Origin of the sequence: Spirosoma liriopis (assembly GCF_023196085.1) — a bacterium.
GTDB lineage: Bacteria > Bacteroidota > Bacteroidia > Cytophagales > Spirosomataceae > Spirosoma > Spirosoma oryzicola.
Genome location: NZ_JALPRF010000005.1, coordinates 133427 through 152100, shown reverse-complemented (window position 1 = coordinate 152100; position 18674 = coordinate 133427). Strand labels below are relative to the sequence as shown.

The 18674-nt window shown below is 49.4% G+C and carries 11 protein-coding genes; 7 read left to right on the top strand and 4 right to left on the bottom strand.

Features of this window, described 5'->3' with window-relative positions:
• The first annotated feature begins 81 nt into the window (after window positions 1-81).
• From M0L20_RS24030 to M0L20_RS24020, 3 genes are all read left to right on the top strand, one after another.
• Window positions 82-3303: a PAS domain-containing sensor histidine kinase gene (locus M0L20_RS24030; protein ID WP_248479586.1), complete on the top strand. Its 3222-nt coding sequence runs from the start codon at window positions 82-84 to the stop codon at window positions 3301-3303.
• A 134-nt stretch (window positions 3304-3437) separates the two neighbouring features.
• On the top strand, window positions 3438-3875 hold the full coding sequence (locus M0L20_RS24025; protein WP_232563308.1) for a response regulator: 438 nt from the start codon (window positions 3438-3440) through the stop codon (window positions 3873-3875).
• A gap of 118 nt (window positions 3876-3993) precedes the next feature.
• Window positions 3994-4422, top strand: a complete 429-nt coding sequence (locus M0L20_RS24020) for a VanZ family protein (RefSeq protein WP_494338093.1) — start codon at window positions 3994-3996, stop codon at window positions 4420-4422.
• Between the two features lie 57 nt (window positions 4423-4479).
• Here the strand turns inward: M0L20_RS24020 and M0L20_RS24015 are convergent, their stop codons facing one another.
• The 3 genes from M0L20_RS24015 to M0L20_RS24005 form a co-directional block, all read right to left on the bottom strand.
• Window positions 4480-5760, bottom strand: a complete 1281-nt coding sequence (locus tag M0L20_RS24015; RefSeq protein ID WP_248479582.1) for an MFS transporter — start codon at window positions 5758-5760, stop codon at window positions 4480-4482.
• Between the two features lie 308 nt (window positions 5761-6068).
• Window positions 6069-6818 (bottom strand): hypothetical protein, encoded by a 750-nt coding sequence (locus M0L20_RS24010; RefSeq protein WP_248479580.1) that lies wholly within the window; start codon window positions 6816-6818, stop codon window positions 6069-6071.
• Window positions 6819-6841: 23 nt separating this feature from the next.
• Window positions 6842-7108: a hypothetical protein gene (locus M0L20_RS24005; protein WP_232563312.1), complete on the bottom strand. Its 267-nt coding sequence runs from the start codon at window positions 7106-7108 to the stop codon at window positions 6842-6844.
• Between the two features lie 654 nt (window positions 7109-7762).
• On the opposite strand from M0L20_RS24005, the gene M0L20_RS24000 reads away from it, so the two are divergent.
• Both M0L20_RS24000 and M0L20_RS23995 read left to right on the top strand, forming a co-directional pair.
• A complete protein-coding gene (locus M0L20_RS24000; protein WP_248479579.1) occupies window positions 7763-9223 on the top strand; it encodes a PhoX family protein in 1461 nt (486 codons plus the stop codon).
• An 81-nt stretch (window positions 9224-9304) separates the two neighbouring features.
• Window positions 9305-11116, top strand: coding sequence for a cytochrome c peroxidase (locus M0L20_RS23995; protein WP_435531845.1), 1812 nt, complete (start codon window positions 9305-9307; stop codon window positions 11114-11116).
• A gap of 67 nt (window positions 11117-11183) precedes the next feature.
• Here M0L20_RS23995 and M0L20_RS23990 read toward each other — a convergent pair whose 3' ends face one another.
• A complete protein-coding gene (locus tag M0L20_RS23990) occupies window positions 11184-14396 on the bottom strand; it encodes a TonB-dependent receptor (RefSeq protein WP_248479577.1) in 3213 nt (1070 codons plus the stop codon).
• Between the two features lie 267 nt (window positions 14397-14663).
• On the opposite strand from M0L20_RS23990, the gene M0L20_RS23985 reads away from it, so the two are divergent.
• Both M0L20_RS23985 and M0L20_RS23980 read left to right on the top strand, forming a co-directional pair.
• Window positions 14664-15263, top strand: a complete 600-nt coding sequence (locus M0L20_RS23985; protein ID WP_248479576.1) for a Crp/Fnr family transcriptional regulator — start codon at window positions 14664-14666, stop codon at window positions 15261-15263.
• A gap of 160 nt (window positions 15264-15423) precedes the next feature.
• Window positions 15424-18660 (top strand): TonB-dependent receptor, encoded by a 3237-nt coding sequence (locus tag M0L20_RS23980; RefSeq protein WP_248479575.1) that lies wholly within the window; start codon window positions 15424-15426, stop codon window positions 18658-18660.
• Window positions 18661-18674: the final 14 nt, after the last annotated feature.

The following is an 18674-nucleotide window of genomic DNA, read 5'->3' as shown; positions in this document are numbered from 1 at the left end:
ATATAAACCTTTTCTGGGTTTTCCAGTTTAATAAGGTTCGTTAGTGCCCGTTACGTTTCCGGTAAACCTGTTTATTCTTTAATGAACGGTAATTATAAGCCATTGGCTGATAAATCGCTTAATGAGCGTTTAGATATGAACTTTGCCTTGAAGGCAGCTCGATTGGGAGTCTGGGAGTTAGATCCGATTACGGACCAAGTCAGTTGGGATGAGCGATGCCAGGAGCTGTTTGGATTGAAAAAAAATAACCCACTCTCGTATCAACAAACGCTTCAATACATTCATCCAGAAGACAGGGTGCGGATCGATGAGGCCGTCAAATGGTCCATGAATCCTCAGTCAGAAGGAGGGTATGATGTAATTTGCCGAACTCTTGGAGCCGACAACGATTTACAGCGGTGGGTTCGCTTTATTGGCCAAGCGTATTTCAACGATGCAGGGCATGCATACCGATTTACCGGAATAGCCCAGGATGTAACGAAAGAGGTTGAAAGTCAGCAACCACTGAAAGCAAGTGAAAGTCGTTTTCGTAGCCTGATCGAAGAAGCGCCCATTGCTACTTGTTTGTTCGTGGGTCGGGAAATGGTTATTGAAGTAGCCAACAAACCCATGCTTGCTTTTTGGGGCAAGGGCAACTCGGTGATGGGCAAGCCACTGGCGCAGGCAGTTCCTGAACTGGTGGGTCAGCCTTTTCTGCAAATTCTGGCTGACGTTTTTACAACAGGTAAACCGTATTACGCGCTTGCCGATAAATGTGACCTGGTGGTAGATGGCAAGCTGGGTACGTATTACTTCAACTTCACCTACAAGCCGTTGTTCGATGATCAGGGACAGGTGTATGCCGTCATGGATATGGCCGTTGACGTAACGGAAGAAGTTCTTGCCCGTAAGCAGCTGGAAGAAAGCGAATTTTATTCTCGGAACATCATTGAAAATTCACCCATTGCCAAGATCATTTTGTCGGGTGATGCAATGACAATCAGCCGGGTAAATGGGAAGATGCTGGATTTACTGGATCGGGATGCATCCATTGTTGGAAAGACCTTTACGGACGCTTTGCCAGAATTTGCCGATACGCGTCTACCAGCGCTGCTACGAAAGGTTTACAAAACGGGGAAAACGCATCATGAACCGGAGGGAAAATATGAACTGGCCGGAAATGAGAAGTCTTCGATTAAATACTTAAACTTCACATTCAAAGCACTACGAAATACGGCCGGTGAAATCTACGGTGTTATCAATACCGTGCTTGATGTGACCGATCAGGTACTGGCTCGGAAAAAAGTGGAAGCAAGTGAGGCTCAGTTAAAATCGGTTATTGCTTCCGCACCGGCTGCGATGGGTCTGTTCGTAGGTCGCGATTTGCTGGTGACAATGCCCAACAAAGCCTTTATTGATATAGTTGGCAAAGGACCCGATATCGAGGGGAAACCGCTTCGGGAGGTGATGCCGGAATTGCACAATCAACCTTTTCTTCAAATTCTGGATGATGTGTTTACCACGGGCAAGACGTTTCGGAGTTTTGGCTCGCAGGTTAATATCGTGCGGGATGGGGTAATGACTCACAATTTTTACAACATCACGTATAGTCCTCTTTTTAATGCAGACGGTAATGTATACGCTATTCTCGATATCGCCATTGACGTAACCGAACGGGTTGAAGCGCAGCAACAAATTGAAGAAAGCCGTCTTCAGTTGCTGGCGCTGTTTGAACAGTCGCCCGTCGCTATTGCCATCATCCGCGATCCTGATCTAACGTTTCAGATGGCCAATCCTGTCTATGGGGAACTGGTTGGACGCGCACCGGAAGACATTGTTGGTAAACCCCTGCTGGAAGCGATTCCTGAAATAGCAGGTCAGGGTTTTGATCAATTACTTCGGGATGTCATTGCTACGGGTGTGCCTTACATTGCTAAGGAGGTTGCCGTAGACGTGGTGCGTTATAACCAGCTTGACACGATTTATGTCGATCTTACCTACCAGCCACAGCGGGAGGCTGACGGGACTATCTCAGGTATTTTGGCTGTTGTTGTGGATGTAACACAGCAGGTATTAAGCCGACGGAATATCGAAGAAGCCGAAGCGTCACTGCGCGGAGCCATCGAGTTAGCCGAGCTGGCAACCTGGACTGTAAACCTGATTACCGGTGAAATTACCAACAGCGCTCGTATGAAAGAGTGGGTTGGTATCGACGACGTTGTACTCAGCGCGACACCTGCTTACATTCCAGAAGATGAGTATGATCGTGTGCGCGAAGCGATGCAGCAAGCCATGCAGCCAGAGGGTAATGGATTGTTTGACGTAGAACATACCATGATCAATATACGTACTGGTCGGCGTAGAATCATTCACGCGCAGGCAAAAACGTACTTCGATGCGCAAGGCAAACCCTACAAAATGGTGGGTACCGCACAGGATATTACCGAGCAACGGCAGATACAACTGGCTTTGGAGCAGCAGGTATTGGAGCGCACTGAACAATTAGCGTCTATCAATAAAGAGTTAGTCTACGCCAACGAGGAATACGCGGCCATCAACGAAGAACTCGGAGAAGCCAACCAGTTGTTGAATCGTTCCAACGAAAACCTCCAGCAGTTTGCCTACATCGCTTCTCATGACTTGCAGGAGCCGCTTCGAAAGGTACAGTCCTTCGGCGATATGCTGAAAAATCAATATAAGGATCAGTTGGGCGAAGGCGTTTTGTATCTAGAACGGATGCAGGCAGCCGCTGGGCGCATGTCCACACTTATCAAAGATCTACTGAGTTTCTCCCGAATATCTACCCAGCGAAACGCAAGCGAACCTGTATCCTTAGCAAAGGTTGTTCAGACGGTCGTATCTGATCTGGAATTAGTTGTTGATGAAACCGGGGCGACTATCGAACTTGATGACTTACCAACTATTGAAGGCGATCGGTTGCAATTAGAGCAACTTTTTCAGAACTTACTTAGTAATGCTCTCAAATTTCGCCGGACCGATCAGGCTGGTATAAGTGTTGAGCCGGTCATTCAAGTACGAGCAAAAACGTCAGGGGCGAGTGAGCTGCCGGTTGCCGTAAAACCCACTCGCACGGCTAAGTTTTATTACCAGATCGATGTGATTGACAACGGTATAGGCTTTGACGAGAAGTACCTGGATCGCATTTTTCAGGTTTTTCAGCGACTACACGGCAAGAATCAGTACGCCGGAACGGGTATAGGCCTGGCCATTTGCGAAAAAGTGGTCACCAACCACGGTGGAGCAATCACGGCGAGCAGCAAGCCTGGACAGGGGGCAACCTTTAGTATATACCTACCCGTTTGAGCCACATTGGCTGTTTACACAGCGGGTAAAATTGGGCCAGTACATCAGTAAAAGCGTCTAGTCTAAAATGATTAATTGGTGAACAAGCTACTTTCCTTAAATGGGTTCATCTTTACGTCCGAATTGAAAAGGGTATGACAAGCAGATTTCCTATTTTACTCGTTGATGATGACCCCAACATAGCTGATGTCCTGACTCGGGCGGCAAAAACGAATTTCGAGGAGGCTACTTTCATTCACGTCAGTTCTTTTGAAGAAGCCAAACAGTACATTGAAGAATTGCAGGGGAGAGGGCCGAAACTAGTGCTGCTAGACATTGATTTGCAGGATAAAGTTGACGGGCTGGATTTTTTGGCTTTACTACGGGCGCATCCTAAAGGCCGTACGCTGCCAGCCGTTATCCTGTCTGCCAGTAAAACGCCAGGCTTGGTAGAACGGGCTTATCTGTTTGGCGCTTCTTCGTTTACCGTTAAACCGTTCAGCTATGCTGGTTGGAAAGAGTATCTCAGCAATTTGAGAGCTTACTGGTTTGAAACGGTTACGCTCCATGATACACGGTATGATCAGGAGTAATCGGGTTGTCGTTGACCAGATAAAGTTTCATCATTCGCGTTGTACATTGATTGGTATTTACACCTTGAGCCTAAATAAACTATATTGCTCATTGATATAACCTGTTGTTGGCTAAACAATGGCTTTACAACGAAAAGACATCTTTTCAATGCGCGTAGTGTATAGTTTGATGCTAATAGGTATTGCTTTAGTCTTCTATTTGAGTTGGGTACCTAGTCCACAATTGGAAAAATTGTGGTTTATGCCAGGCTGGCTGACGCGTTGGACTGATACGCCCGGCAACGAAGATAGTCGAACCGCCGTTCCTTTCGTATTCTTAGGCTTGTTTGCCGGCTTTTTGGCGCGCGATCATCACCGCTTCTTGTACCGACTGGTTATTTCGTGGTTCATTCTTGTTGGTGTTGTAACCATCGCCGAAGCAGGCCAGCTTGTTCTCCCTCACCGCGTTTTTCGATGGGCCGATATTGCCTGGGGAGCTGCCGGAGCGCTGCTTGGGTTACTGATCGCCAGTGTATTTATCCACATACGAAAACGCTTCAGAGCCTAAGAATTTACCCAATTTGTATCAGTTGAAAGGCTTGAAATCAGACCTTTTCGTTTAGGACTAGGACGATAATTCTTTTTGTTTGGGTAAACCAACGGCAGCAGGCTTTCTGACAGCTAGTAAAGTTATCACAGCGGAGAGTAATAGGGAGCCTGCCATGAATAGGTACGACATTCCAAATCCGTTGGTCGCATCATTCAGATAACCCACAATGTAGGAGCCAATAAAAGAGCCTAAAGCACCGAAGCTGTTAATTAAGGCCATCGCTCCACCGGCCACATTCTTGGGTAAGAGGTCGGGGATGATGGCAAAAAATGGGCCGTATGGTGCGTACATCGCTCCGCCTGCGACAACGAGCAAGGCAAAGGACAACCAGAAATTAGTCGTGCCGATGAGATACGACCCGTAAAAAGCAAAAGCGCCAATCAACAGAAAGGGCCACACGAATGCTTTACGATTCAGCGTCTTATCTGAATAATAGGATGCACTCAGCATACCAATAATTGCTAATACGTAGGGAATCGCCGAAAGCCAGCCTGTTTTGACAATCGTCATATTTGGCGCGGCATTGATGATCGAAGGGAGCCACATGACAAAGCCATAGACACCAATGCTCCATAAGGCATATTGTAAACTGAGCAGAAGCACAACGCGCGACTTAAAGGCTTCGGCGTAGTTTTTGACCGGCTTAATTCCTTGCTGCTCTTTTTGAAGCTGTTCTTCCAACGCCCGCTTTTCCTCGCTGGTTAGCCAGTCTGCGTCCTGGGGGGAGTCATCGACCAGCCGCCACCAGAAAAACGCCCAAACAATAGCCGGGAACCCTTCCAGAATAAACATCCATCGCCAGCCAACTGCCTGGATGAGATAACCTGATAAGACCGACATCCAGAGAATTGTGGCTGGATTTCCTAGAATTAGAAAGGTGTTGGCCTGCGAGCGCTCGGCTTTGGTAAACCATCGGCTAAGAAAAAGCAGCATCGACGGCATGACGGCGCTTTCGACAACACCAAGCGCAAAGCGTATACCGATCAACAACGTTACATTGCTGATAATGCCCGTTGCCATGGCCAGGCCACCCCACAAAATCAATGACCAGAAGATAAGCTGTTTCGCACTTTTCTTTTCAGCGTAAATCGCTCCCGGAACCTGAAAGAAAAAATAACCAAGAAAAAAAAGTGAGCCCAGCAAGGACGACATGGCGGGGGTAATCTGTAAATCAGTCGCCATGCCGCTGGCGGCACCGAACCCAAAATTCGCCCGGTCCAGATAAGCCAGACTGTAAGTAACAAAGGCGACAGGGAGCAGTCGGTACCAGCGCGATTTAGCAATTGTGTTGTCCATAACAGCTTGAGTGAGTAGACTGTCCAGATGGGGCCACTATCGGCATGTAGTTTTCTGGAAGTAAGGCTCAAATTCACAAAGGCCGAACCAAGCGCTTTTTAATCAAAAGACTTTGCAACGCTCAATCAAAATCCATAATTATAGGCGAGTGTTGCAACTCGATAATGTATGACGTTGCTGTTAAACAAGATACCGTTGCTGCGCAGCAGTGACCAGATGGTAACAGCCTTGAAGGACGCCACTGCATCTGCCCATGTTTGACCCGTTGTAGAGGAATTAACCTACTTACTGAATAGAAAATAGATCAATCAGGCGATGGGCTGCCGGTAACTTTGCCAAAGTGAGATCATAAACAGACCTACACTTAAAACGGCTGATCCGGTAAACCATACTACCGGGTTGATATGAAAAAGCAGAAGTTGATTCGATAGGGTAACGCCCACAATGGCCACCAACGATATTACTAACACCGCCCGGTCAAGTCGATGTAATGAACGGTTTGTCCAGATATTGGCGTATGTGAGGCCAAAACAGACCAAAGCTGGCAAGATCGTCAGAGGAGCATTGTAGCGAGCAGTTATAACGGCCAGTACGGCCATCATAAGTATACATATTGGCAGCCATCGGTTCGTAAACAGCTGGCTGGTGCGTGGTATTTCGTTTGAAACGGATTCGGGGATTAGAAACATTTTTAGAACCGGCCACTCATAGAGTAACACCAGTACATTCATCAGCAAAAAGAAGGCATCAATATACGGTGTTCCCTGCCACTGCTGCGATATGGTAACGGCCAGTATGCAACTATTGATTGGCATCAAAGCGACTAAGCCGAGCAAGCTATACCGCTGAGAAAAGACCAACGCTCCCGTCAAGACTTGCGCAGTAGCAATAAATAAAGCAAAGCCCGCCAAACTGTACGGAGCCAGTGTGCTGATCAGGTGGGGCGGACCAATGAGCTGACCAAACTCACCGTCGGTCAGCTTGCAAAGACCCGAAGAGAAAAATAGGTAGCCTAAAAATAGCCGGGTAACGAGAGCGATAAAATCGATTCGACGCATGAACACGATGCGTTTTTAGGGCATTAGTTGAGTTTAGATACCCTGGTGTTGATGGTTGACTTGTGCCGCTCTAATTCCTGCTGCACCGCTTTGGCGAAAGCCACCTTGTCGGATTTGCGGTACTGCTCTACCTGCCGTTTTTTGGAGGGTGGAGCGAAATGGCGATTGGTATTTTCACAAGCTCCCCATAGATCGGGGTTGAGTTTGATTTTATACTGTCGGATGGGCGTATCGACGCTAAACCAAAGATTGATGATGTTGCTGACGGTTGGTTTGATAAGAACGCTCATGATTGCTAAGTCGTAAAGTTGTTAACTGTTGTTTGGCCGAAGATATAAGTGAGTCGGCTGTTTGACAATCGATTGGGTATTAGTGGTCAGAAAGCCGGTATAAACCCGCAAAATCGATACATGAACCGTTTCTGCTCTGTGTTATAAAACAACAGCTTCGACTTTTTGAATACGGTGTCTACTGTGTTAACTGAAAAACGAGTAGATAAGGACAGTTTTGTTAGGGTAACAATTTCATAATCGAAAAAGAAGTGACGTACCCTCTGATTAAGGTCTACACCGTAGGTCTACCTTTTTTAAGATGCTTTCTCATTGGATTATTGAGTTAATGAACTTGCTGGCTGGTAACAGTCGGTACGTTAGTTATTCGACTAAACAGCAGCTGGTTTTCATTTTCGGTTTACTTTTTTTTATTGGCGTTACGCTGCTTCTCTATCTCATTTGATGATTCGACACCCGCTTGGTTCTGAAAAACTTACTACGTTAATAAGATTGATTCTATAAGCCGGCTTGGTCAATTTTTACTGTACCAGAGGTAGTCAATTAAATTTCTATTACGTATTTCGACAAAACATAACAGAGCCCTAATCAGACTGTAATACTCTAGTAATAGTTGATGAGTTGCTTTGTACAAGTGTAACCTACAACTTGTTCATGCAGTCCAATAAACTTCTTCTATCGGCAACAACGGTTTTCTCTTTTCTTGCCTTAGCCGCCTGTCAGGATCATCGAGATCCGAATAGTCCAGCCATTACCTTACAAAACCGGTCGGTAACGCCTGTTTTAGCCAGAGTGTTGCCGGGTTCGGTCAGCGGTGTCAATTTGTACTCCCTGTTGAGCAGCGACGACCAACTGGAACAATCGCCTAACTACGTTTTTGGGGGCTCGGCCGATGGAGCCGGTATTCTTCAAAATCCGGATGGCAATTACTCGGTCCTGGTTAACAACGAAGATAACTTTGCGGTATCCCGTCTTACGCTTGATAAATCGTTCAAGCCGATCAAAGGCGAGTACATTCTCAACTCCGACGGAGGTACCTGGCGGTTGTGCTCAGCCACGCTTGCTACTCCCGTCGAACACGGTTTCGGACCCGTTTTTCTGACTTGTGGTGAAAGTGGGCAGGAGTCGCGTACGCACGCGCTTCAGGTTGATGCCGATCCTCAACAGGCCGCTATCTCGCGTGAAGTAGCCGCTCTAGGACGGTGGAGTGCCGAGAATGCCTTACCCTTGCCAAAAACGGCCTACCCAGGAAAAACGGTTATTGTCATTGGTGATGATGATTCGGACGTCAACGGTGGGCAGGTCGCTATGTACCTGACCAACTCGGTTGGCGATCTGGAAAACGGATCGCTTTACATGCTTAAGCGGACCGACGGCAATCAGCGGGAAATGGATATGAAAGCGGGTACGAAATACGACGTTGAGTTCGTAAAAATCGAAAACCACAAATCGCTGACCGGCGCTCAGATCAACGCTAAAGTTAACGATCTGAAAGGCATTAAATTTGGCCGCGTCGAGGACGTTGATTATCGCAAAGGTGGCGCGGCTAACGGTCGTGAAGTTTTCTTTGCCGTAACGGGACAGAACAATACGGGTGTCAATGCTGATTATTCACGCTCGAAATATGGTCGTATCTATAAGCTGACGCTCGACGCTAACGACCCGACTAAGGCGAAACTGGAAGTAGCGCTTGACGGTGATGACCGCAATGGTATGGCGAAGACATTTCAGGACCCGGACAACATCTGCGTTACCACGAATTATGCGTACATCATGGAAGACCCCAATGAGTACGGCGACGAAAAACACGATGCCTATGTATACCAGTATGACCTGAACACGGGCAAACTAACCCCCGTACTCGAACTTGACCACCGCCGGATGGAGGCTGATGCTGCCAAGTACAACGTGGGGGGCACATCCAAGTTGGGTTCGTGGGAAAGCAGTGGCATGATCGACGTTTCTGACGTAACGGGTCGCCCGAATACGTTTATGCTGGGTATTCAGGCCCACACCTGGCGTGGTGATAAATACAAAGGTGTGGATGGCGGTTCGGTGCGGAAAAACGAAAACCAGGCTAGCCAGCTCATTCTTATCGAAGGATTACCGCGCTAATAAACCCTTATTCTTATGCTTACCTGACCGGAAGAGATATCCGGTCAGTTTTTTTATGTACGCTTTTTATGAATGACTATTGTGAGCAGTAAATCCAACAAAATACAACACAAGGCACGCCTTATTGCCTTCTGCCTAGCCGTAGTTGTCTGTAGTATAGCGCTGTACCTGTGGCTAAGGCCCATACCAACACCCGTACAGACGGTCAAGGCGCAGTTTATGCAGGAAATTGACGAACTGGACAGCACCGTTAGTCACCTACAAAAGGCCATCGCACTGCGTCAGTCTAATCAAACTATTCAAGATGCGTTTCGACGGTCTCGACTAGCCTACAAACGAATCGAATTCTTATCAGCCTATTACAGTCCTGAAACGACGAAAGCGCTCAATGGTCCCAATATTCCGGACGTAGATGATGACCTGCGGGTCAACGAACCGGAGGGATTTCAAGTATTGGAAGAACTCTTATTTCCCGGATTGGAACCCGCCAATCAAGCGGAGGCAACGCAACATGCCGCTGTATTACGGGCTAATGTCAACCGGCTACGCAAAATTTCCGAGAGCAACGACGTTACGGACAGCCATGTGTTCGACGCAATGCGGTTGGAGGTGTTTCGCGTGATCACGCTGGGGATTACCGGCTTCGACTCGCCTGTGGCGTTTTACTCACTACCCGAATCTGCCAGCGCTCTCGAAAGCCTGCAACAGCAACTTGCGCATTATGAGTTGAAAAAACGCGATGCCCACCTAGCGGAGCAATTGGATCAGGCATTTACCCAGGCTGTACAGTCGCTGCGTTCGGGGCAGGATTTTAATCGGTTCGACCGGTTAGGTTTCATCAAGCAGTCCGCTAATACCTTGAGCAGCTTATTGCTCGATGCCCAAGAGAGTTTGAACATTCCAGTTTTTACGGAAAGCCGTTTGCTACGTCCGTCAGCCCGGACATTGACAGACATAGATGCGTTTGATCCGAGCTATTTTGTCAACTTTACCGAGCAACGGGCAACACCGGATCGGATTGCCTTAGGGAAACAGCTGTTCAGCGATCCCATTCTGTCGGGAGGAGCGGGCCGGACTTGTGCCAGTTGTCATCAGCCGGAGCGGGCTTTTACGGATGGCGAGCAAAAAAGTCTGGCTATCGGTTTCAACGGACGCCGTGTGGCACGTAACGCGCCGACCTTGCTCAACGCTTCACTACAGGCCGTACAATTTGCCGACTCGCGCGTTGTGTTTCTGGAGGATCAGGCCAGCGACGTTATTCAGAATAAAGCAGAGATGCACGGGTCGTTACCGGCTGCCGTCATCGCATTGCAGAAAAATAAGCAGTACCGTGCGCTGTTTGCAAAATCGTACCAGGAGGGGGTAACCGAAGGTACGCTGAAGAACGCCGTCGCCAGTTACGTTCGCTCGCTGGTGAAGCTCGATTCGCGCGTTGATCAGTACCTACGTGGGCAACCAACCACTCTTACGGTAGACGAGAAGAAAGGCTTCAATCTGTTTATGGGGAAGGCGAAATGCGCTACCTGTCACTTTTTTCCATTGTTTAACGGAACCGTTCCGCCCGCTTTTCAGGAAACGGAAAGCGAAGTGTTGGGAACGCCCGCTCACGCTAATGGTAAGCAGGTGGATGAAGACCTGGGTAAGTTTGTACTGACAAAACGGGAACCACATCGCTATTCCTTCAAGACTCCTACGGTTCGTCAGGTTTCGCAGACTGCTCCGTACATGCACAACGGCGTTTACCGAACACTGGAAGAAGTAATCGATTTTTACGAGAAAGGGGGCGGTAACGGTTTAGGCTTTAAGCTCGATAATCAGACGTTACCTTTTGACAAGCTGGATCTGACCGATAGCGAGAAAAAAGCGCTGGTCTCTTTTCTGAAAGCATTATAAAAAAAGCGGGTAGAACGAATGACGTTCTACCCGCTTTTGGTAAAGGACATAGGAGTTACCTCCGTGCTTAGAAGGAGTACCGCGCTCCTAGCTGCATCTGCCAGCGTGATCCCAGCGGATCAATCGAGTAGGGGGCTGATGGACGGCTCCAGGTAAAGGTAGGATCGCCGGTAGCGGGATTCGTCGCGCGAGCCAGACCGATAGACGCTGTCGAGTTGAACGTGTTGGGCGAGAAGTAGTAGTAACCTAACTTCTTATCAACCAGGTTCAGGAAGTTCAGAATATCGTACGAGAACTGAAGCGAGTGGCCGTTCTGCATTCTGATCTCGTGCAGGAAGCGCAGATCCATCGTGTTGTTCCAGGGGGTACGTCCGCCATTACGCTCGGTAAACGTTCCCATGCGGCTGCTCAAATATTTGTCGCTCTGAACGAAGGCCATAAAGTCCTGAGCCTGGGTGCCGGTTGGAAGCAGACGTTGGGCTTCGCTCATATCCTTCGGAATATACGCTAAGCTGTTCGCTTGTCCCGTTCCATCGACCGTCGAGTTTACGTAACCCCACGAGAAAGGCGAACCCGACTGGAAAGAGTAGAACAGCGTAACCGTTGTGGCGTTGCTTTTGCTCCAGGTCTGGCGGTAGTTGATCGTGCCTACGATGCGGTGGCGAATATCGAAGTTCGAATATGCCAGCGTCGGATTGTTCGGCGACAGCGACTGGTTCAACTGCCAGTTCGATTCCATCGAGTTACGAATACCGTTGGTTAAATCATACGCTTTTCCGTAGGTATAAGCAGCCGAGAAGCCAAAGCCTGCGGTGTAGTTTTTCTGAATCTGCGCCGTCAGATTGTACCGGTAACCCTGATTGGTGTTAGACAGCAGGTAAGCGTTCGCGAAGTTATTGTCGATACGCTGAGCACCGGCTGTTCCTGTTGCCGATACGTAAATGGGCTGTTGCTGCTGGGTATCGTAGCTATAATACCGAACGGCATCTTTCGTATTCACCTGCTGGAACTTAAGGTCTTTGATCACCTTCGTGTACAAGCCTTCTAACGTGATTTTGTAACCGGCAAGGGTGTAATCGACGGCCAGGTTACCCCGGAACATCTGTGGCATTTTAAAATTGTTATCGATCAAATCAACCTGCGTCCGGCGAACACCACCGTTAGCCGCGTTGTTGTTGATGGCCAGAGCGCCGTTCGGTATCAGCGGATCGCCAACCAGTTTGGTCGTAGCCGTCGCGTTGTTGTTGAAATCGTAAGCACCGTAGCCAACACCGTTGTTGTAGAAAGCGTATCCTAACCAAGCGAAAGGAATACGACCCGTGAACAGACCGGCACCACCCCGGAACACCAGACTTCTATCGCCTTTGGCATCGACGGTGAAGCCCAGTCGGGGCGACACCTGAACGTTGTTCAGATACGTATTGGTGATCTGATTCAGCGGGGTGTAGGTATACGTTGTGCCGTAGTTCGGGTCACCAGCCGACGCATTAACCTGTGGGCTAAGAGCCGGTTTATTTGGCAGGCCCGTATAGTCGAAACGAACACCCGGCGACAGCTTGATGCGGTCGGTCAGCTGAATGTCGTCCTGCGCGTACAGACTCAACAAATTTACGTTGAAATGCGCGTACGGATTGTTGAACTGGTTGTCCAGATTGTTGCTGGCATCACCGAACGGATATGAACCCCGAACCCGGTTTGGCAGTTTGCTCAGGAATTCGTCAACGGAACGGTACGAAATCCGGCCATTAGGCGAATTGACAAAGCCGTAGTCGATGGTGTAAAACTCGTTGTGCGTACCGATGGTGAATGTGTTGATGCCTTTGTAGAACGTAAAGTTATCCGTCAGCTCAAAGGTCTTCTGGCGCATGTTGAACACCGAAGCTTCGCGGTCGTTACCCAGGAAAATCGTACCGCCGTTGTAGCCAATTTCAACCTGCGGAAACGTCCGGACGTTGGAAAGCGTCGTGCGGTAGTCATGTACTGTCGAGTAACCAGCGATCAGGCTGTTCGACGCCCGGCCACCCAACTGCGTTTTCAGCTCAGCAACCGTACTGCTCTGGTTGTTGTTCTGGCGAAAATCGATGCTGCCGAAGCGGAAGTTAGCCGCGTCGCGCTCCAGGTTCGTTGCTTCCGAGAAAACGGTATTGTTACGGATGCTCAACTGGTTGCGGGCATTGATGTTCCAATCGAGCCGGTTAAAGAACTTCGTGCTTTTCGAGTAGATCGAGTAGTTGTCGTATGAACCAGCGTCGAGGCCGTAATTGGCTTTAACGAAGTCGGAAAGCTGCTGGGCTACCGCTGCGTCTTTAATCAGCGACGAAGGCGAACCAGCCTGAAACTGTACGGGGTCCTGACGGTTTGTGATTTCTTCGTTGGTAAAGAAAAACAATTTGTCTTTGATCAGCGGTAAACCTACCCGAACACCAGTCTGGTACTCGTGGAAGGTGCTGGGCAATTTTTCTTTCGTACCGGATGCGCCGTTCCAGGTTCCCGTCAGCGTTGCGTTCCGACCGAATCCATACACCGAACCCGTTACTTTGTTCGTACCGCTACGCGTAACGGCGTTGACCGAGCCACCCAGAAAGTTACCCAGCCGCACGTCAAATGGGGCTACGGCTACCTGAATGTCCTGGATCGCATCTAAGCTGACCGGGTTGGTACGGGTGCTTGATCCGGGCTGTCCCGACGTTCCCGTTGAACCGCCGAGCGAAGGACTAAAGCCAATCGCATCGTTATTAATGGCTCCGTCGATGGTTACGTTGTTGTACCGAAAGTTGGTACCCGCAAACGAGTTCTGGTTATTGACCTGGGGCGTCAGCCGGGTCATATCGGTCAGGCTGCGGGAAATAGTGGGTAGACGGCGGATCGTTTCGCTGCCGACGTTGATGCCAGCCCCTTCGCGCTCGCCCCCCCGATTGCCTTTTACTACCACTTCACTGAGGGTCGCTTTGGCATCTTCGAGAATTACGTTCAGGTTCGTTGTTTCGCCCAGTTGCAGGGTAACGCCCGACCGGACGGCATTTTTAAAGCTGACGTAAGAGAATGTAATTTCGTAAGGACCACCCGCGGTCATGTTGTTGATGCGGTAGCGCCCTTCAGCATCGGTGATCGTGGCGTAGCGCGCGCCAGTGGGTGTGTATAAGGCTTGAACAGTGGCCCCGATGAGGCTTTCATTTTTGGCGTCGGTGATTCGACCACTCAGGCCGCTGGTGGTTACCTGTGCCCAAGCGAACGAACTCAACAATAAATTAACAAGTAGAACTAAGCTACAGCGTTTCATTCAAACTAATGGTTTGTTTCGGGCTGCAAGTTATCCTGGGCATATTGCCTGTATATTATGACAATGTTACGAATCGGTACAGATTGATTAAAAGACGATTAACAAACGCTTGTGCACCTAACATTTATTTTCGTGACGTTAGGCGCTGCCGCATCTGGCTTATCGAGCAATCGGGGTTTGTTTAACGATTTCATAATACTATCCATATGGTAACCGTGTTAAGCCGACTTAATTTTAATGCTTACGTTTCCTCTTTTAGTTATGCCAATGCCCATCGTTGTCCAGCGCCTGCTTGACGATTGCTCACAAGACTACTCGCTACGCACAGTAAAACCGGGTGATTTTATCTACCAGCCCGCTGACGTTGATACACACGTATACATTATAGAAAAAGGACTGGTTAAAATCGGTAGCCTGGGGGAGTGGGGCCAACGCGTTCTGTATGATTTATTAAAACCGGGTGAACTGTTCGGCGACTTGGATTATCTGGACGAAGTCGTTTTTTTTGAATACGCTCAGGCCGCAACCAGTGCTTCCGTATATGTTATTGACCGACCCGCTTTCCGGCATGCAGTGACCCACAATCCTTTGCTGGCCGACTGGTTCAGCGAGACGGTTATTCGTCGATGGCACCGTACGGAAATCCGACTGCTGCATCGCAATGGGTTGATCGTTGATGACCGAATTCGGCACTTGCAGGAGCAGTACAACTCCTCTGTTTTGGATGCGAACAATCAGCTGCATCGCCCCTTCGATTATTTGTCGTATCAGGAAATTGGTGATTTGGTGGGTGCTACCCGTCAAACGGTTTCGCGTAAGATTCGTACCTCCGCCGAACCGACAGCTACCATTGTTATGCATGTGTAACCAACTGTTCCGGCAAACGGGCCAATCTGGTAATACATACTTAATAGTTTGTCGTGGTTATTTAAGGTTTTGTTAAGCCTGAGGCAAATGTTAAAATTTAACAGCGTCGAGCCGATGGCGTTAGCGAGTTTCGTTTTTCCGATTCTTCAAACGCAACTCAATGCAGCACATTTTCGCTTCGTACAACCGTTTTCTTTTACCCTTACTCTTCTGTTGTTTATTCTTCACGCGCCTGGCCTTGGGACAAGCCACTGACGCTACGATGGCCGGTATCGTAAAGGATAAAGCCGGAAGTGCCTTACCCGGCGTAACCGTTCAGATCCGTAACGAAGCCACCGGCTTCCATACCGGCACACAGACGAGTGTCGATGGACGTTTTGCTATTCGGCAGTTGCCACTCGGCGGGCCGTACACCATTACGTTCTCGTATGTGGGCTTTACGAATCAAAGCCGCAAAGGATACCAGCTCAACCAAGGCGATCTAATAACTGTCAACGCTACGATGGCCGAAACTGATCAGCAATTGCAGGAGGTTGTTGTAGCGGGTACGAGTCTTAAAAACCGCGTTGACCGACTCGGCGCTTCAACGGCTATAACCGCCGACAACATTGCCAAGCTACCGGTGTTTAACCGGAGCTTCACCAACCTGCTGGCGCTTTCGCCGTTGAGTAATGGTACCAGCATCGGTGGGCAACTACCGTCATCGACCAACTTTCTCATCGATGGGGCCAGTGCTCGTAATAACCTGACCAGTGGTGCTTTAGGGAGTGGGCCGTTTTCGCTTTCGCTCGAAGCGATCCGTGAATTTGAAATTGTCGCGAATGAGTACGATGTAACCAAAGGGCGTCAGGGGGGCGGTACGGTGAGTGCGGTTACCAAGTCGGGTACGAATACCGTGACGGGTACTGCCTTTACGTATTATAACGCCAACGGTCTGTCGAGTCCACGCGATATGCGGGGCAATATCCGCACGGTTGATTTCAGCCGCTTTCAGTACGGCTTCTCGTTGGGTGGACCGATCATCAAAGACAAATTGCATTACTTTGTTGCCCTCGATCGGCAGAATGAATCGTCTCCATTCTACATTGCTGATATCCGCTCCGATGCGGATGCCAACGCGCTGGCGATTAGTAAGGCTGTACTTGACAGTGTCATCACCATTGGCCGTCAAAAATATGGCCTGAGCAATACCCAGCAGGTCGGAGAATTTAACCGGAAGACGGTGGCCAACACCCTATTTACTCGGCTCGACTGGCAACTCAATGCCAAGCATACGCTGACGCTGCGCAACAACTTCAGCAACTGGGACAATCCAAATAGCACGAACGATAATTCCGCCATCAATCTGTTCGAAGTGTACGGAGGATTCAAATCGCTGGAAAATAGTACGCTGCTATCACTACGGTCGACGTTTAAACCAACATTGGTCAACGAACTAAAAATTCAGTATCAGCACGCTACCCGGAACTACGAAGCCAACAGCCTGCTTCCATCGGCCAACATTCCCCGCGCTATTGTTACGGTCAATTCTGTATTGCCCAACGGTCGAAACGGTAGTACGTCGGTCCAGTTAGGCGGACAGCGGTTCACACCGGAACGCAACCTCGAAAACCAGATTCAACTGGCCAACACGCTGTACTGGACGAAAGACCGCTACAATTTTACGTTCGGCACCGACAACACGCTGACGTATCTGGACACTTACATTTCGAATGAACAAAACGGTCGGTTTGTCTTCAACAGCCTAAAGGAGTTCAACGATCTAAACCCATCACGGTACGCCCGCGAAGTGCCCATCAACGGCATTCCATCGGTGCAACAGTACGTATTGAACGCGTCGTTGTTCGGACAGGTGCAGTATAAACCCCGGTTTGACATGGACCTTCAGGCAGGACTGCGCTGGGATTTGACCAGTTACCTGACAAAGGGTGATTACAACCCAGTGGTAGAACGGGAACTGGGCCTCTGCACCGACGCCAATCCAACCGACTGGAACAACATTCAACCCCGCGTTCAACTAACCTGGAACCTCGGCAACAAAAATCGCGACATTATCCGGGTAGGGGGTGGGGCCTTCTCGGCTTACGTAATCAACTACGCACAGGTGAACAACATTCAGAACAGCGGGACCAAAGTGGCGTCTATTGACGTAACCCGTCCGGCTAACGCTAGCCAGCCGAACCTGGTACCCCGTCCTGATTTCGTTTCCTACCGTAACAATCCTACAACCGCGCCGGGAATTCCAGCCGGGGCCAGCTACGTGTCAACGATCAACCTCAACGATCCGAATTTCCAGGTACCTACCATCTACAAAGCAAACGTGTCGTATAGCCACTTCTTTGGCGACAACGTTCGGTTAGGGGCTAACTTGCTTTACGCCAAAACAGTAAATAACTACGTTTACCTGGATCGCAACCTGGTTGACCAGCCGTATTTTACGCTCAGTAACGAAGCCAACCGGGGCGTTTTCGTACCCGCTAACACCATTGCAACCAACAGCGGCCAGACAAACAACGTATTAGGTCGCAAAACGCAGGCGGTTGGCCGGACTCTGATGCTGACCAACGGGGCCAAATTGCAAACGCTGACGTTCGTGCTGGACGGTGAAATCCGGTTGCCGCGCAATGGTTCGCTGGCGTTCAGCTACACCTGGAACGATTCCCGCGATAATACGTCGTACAACGGGAACGTAGCCAATACGTCTACCTTCCGGCCCATCAAAAGTGATCCCCGCAGCCTGGACGAGATTAACTATTCCGACAATCAGTTCCGGCATAAGTTAGTCGCCTATGGTTCGTCGCCGTCGGTGGCTGGTTTGGTGTTGAGCGTACGGTTCACGGGCGTCGGCGGTTCGCGGTATTCGCTGGTCGTTGACGGTGATATAAACGGAGATTTTGTGGGTGGTCCTGGTACGGATAATGACCTGGCGTTTGTCTTCGACCCGGCTAATCCGGAGGTGCCGCAGGCCATCCGCACTTCGATGCAGCGTGTGCTGGATAACCCGGATAATCGGGCTGCCGGAGCCATCCGCAACAGCATCGGCAACATATTTGACCGCAACGGGGGCGAAAATGGCTTCTCGGGTACATTCGACGTACGGCTGGCTAAATCGTTCCGCACGTTTGGCAAGCAGCAACTAGCGTTAAGCGTCGATGTATTTAATTTCGCTAACCTGCTGGGTCAGGTACTCGACGGAGTAACCACGAAGGGGGCCGAAGCGACCTCTTTTCGCAACTGGGGTGGCAATTACAACCTGAGCAACCAGACGTTGCTGACACCAAACGGTTTCAACCCAACGACGCGTCAGTATAGCTACCGCGTCAACGAAAACGTGGGTACAACGCAAAAACAAGGAACACCTTACTCGGTACAGCTGGGTGCCCGTTACTCGTTCTAATTAACGTACGCTTT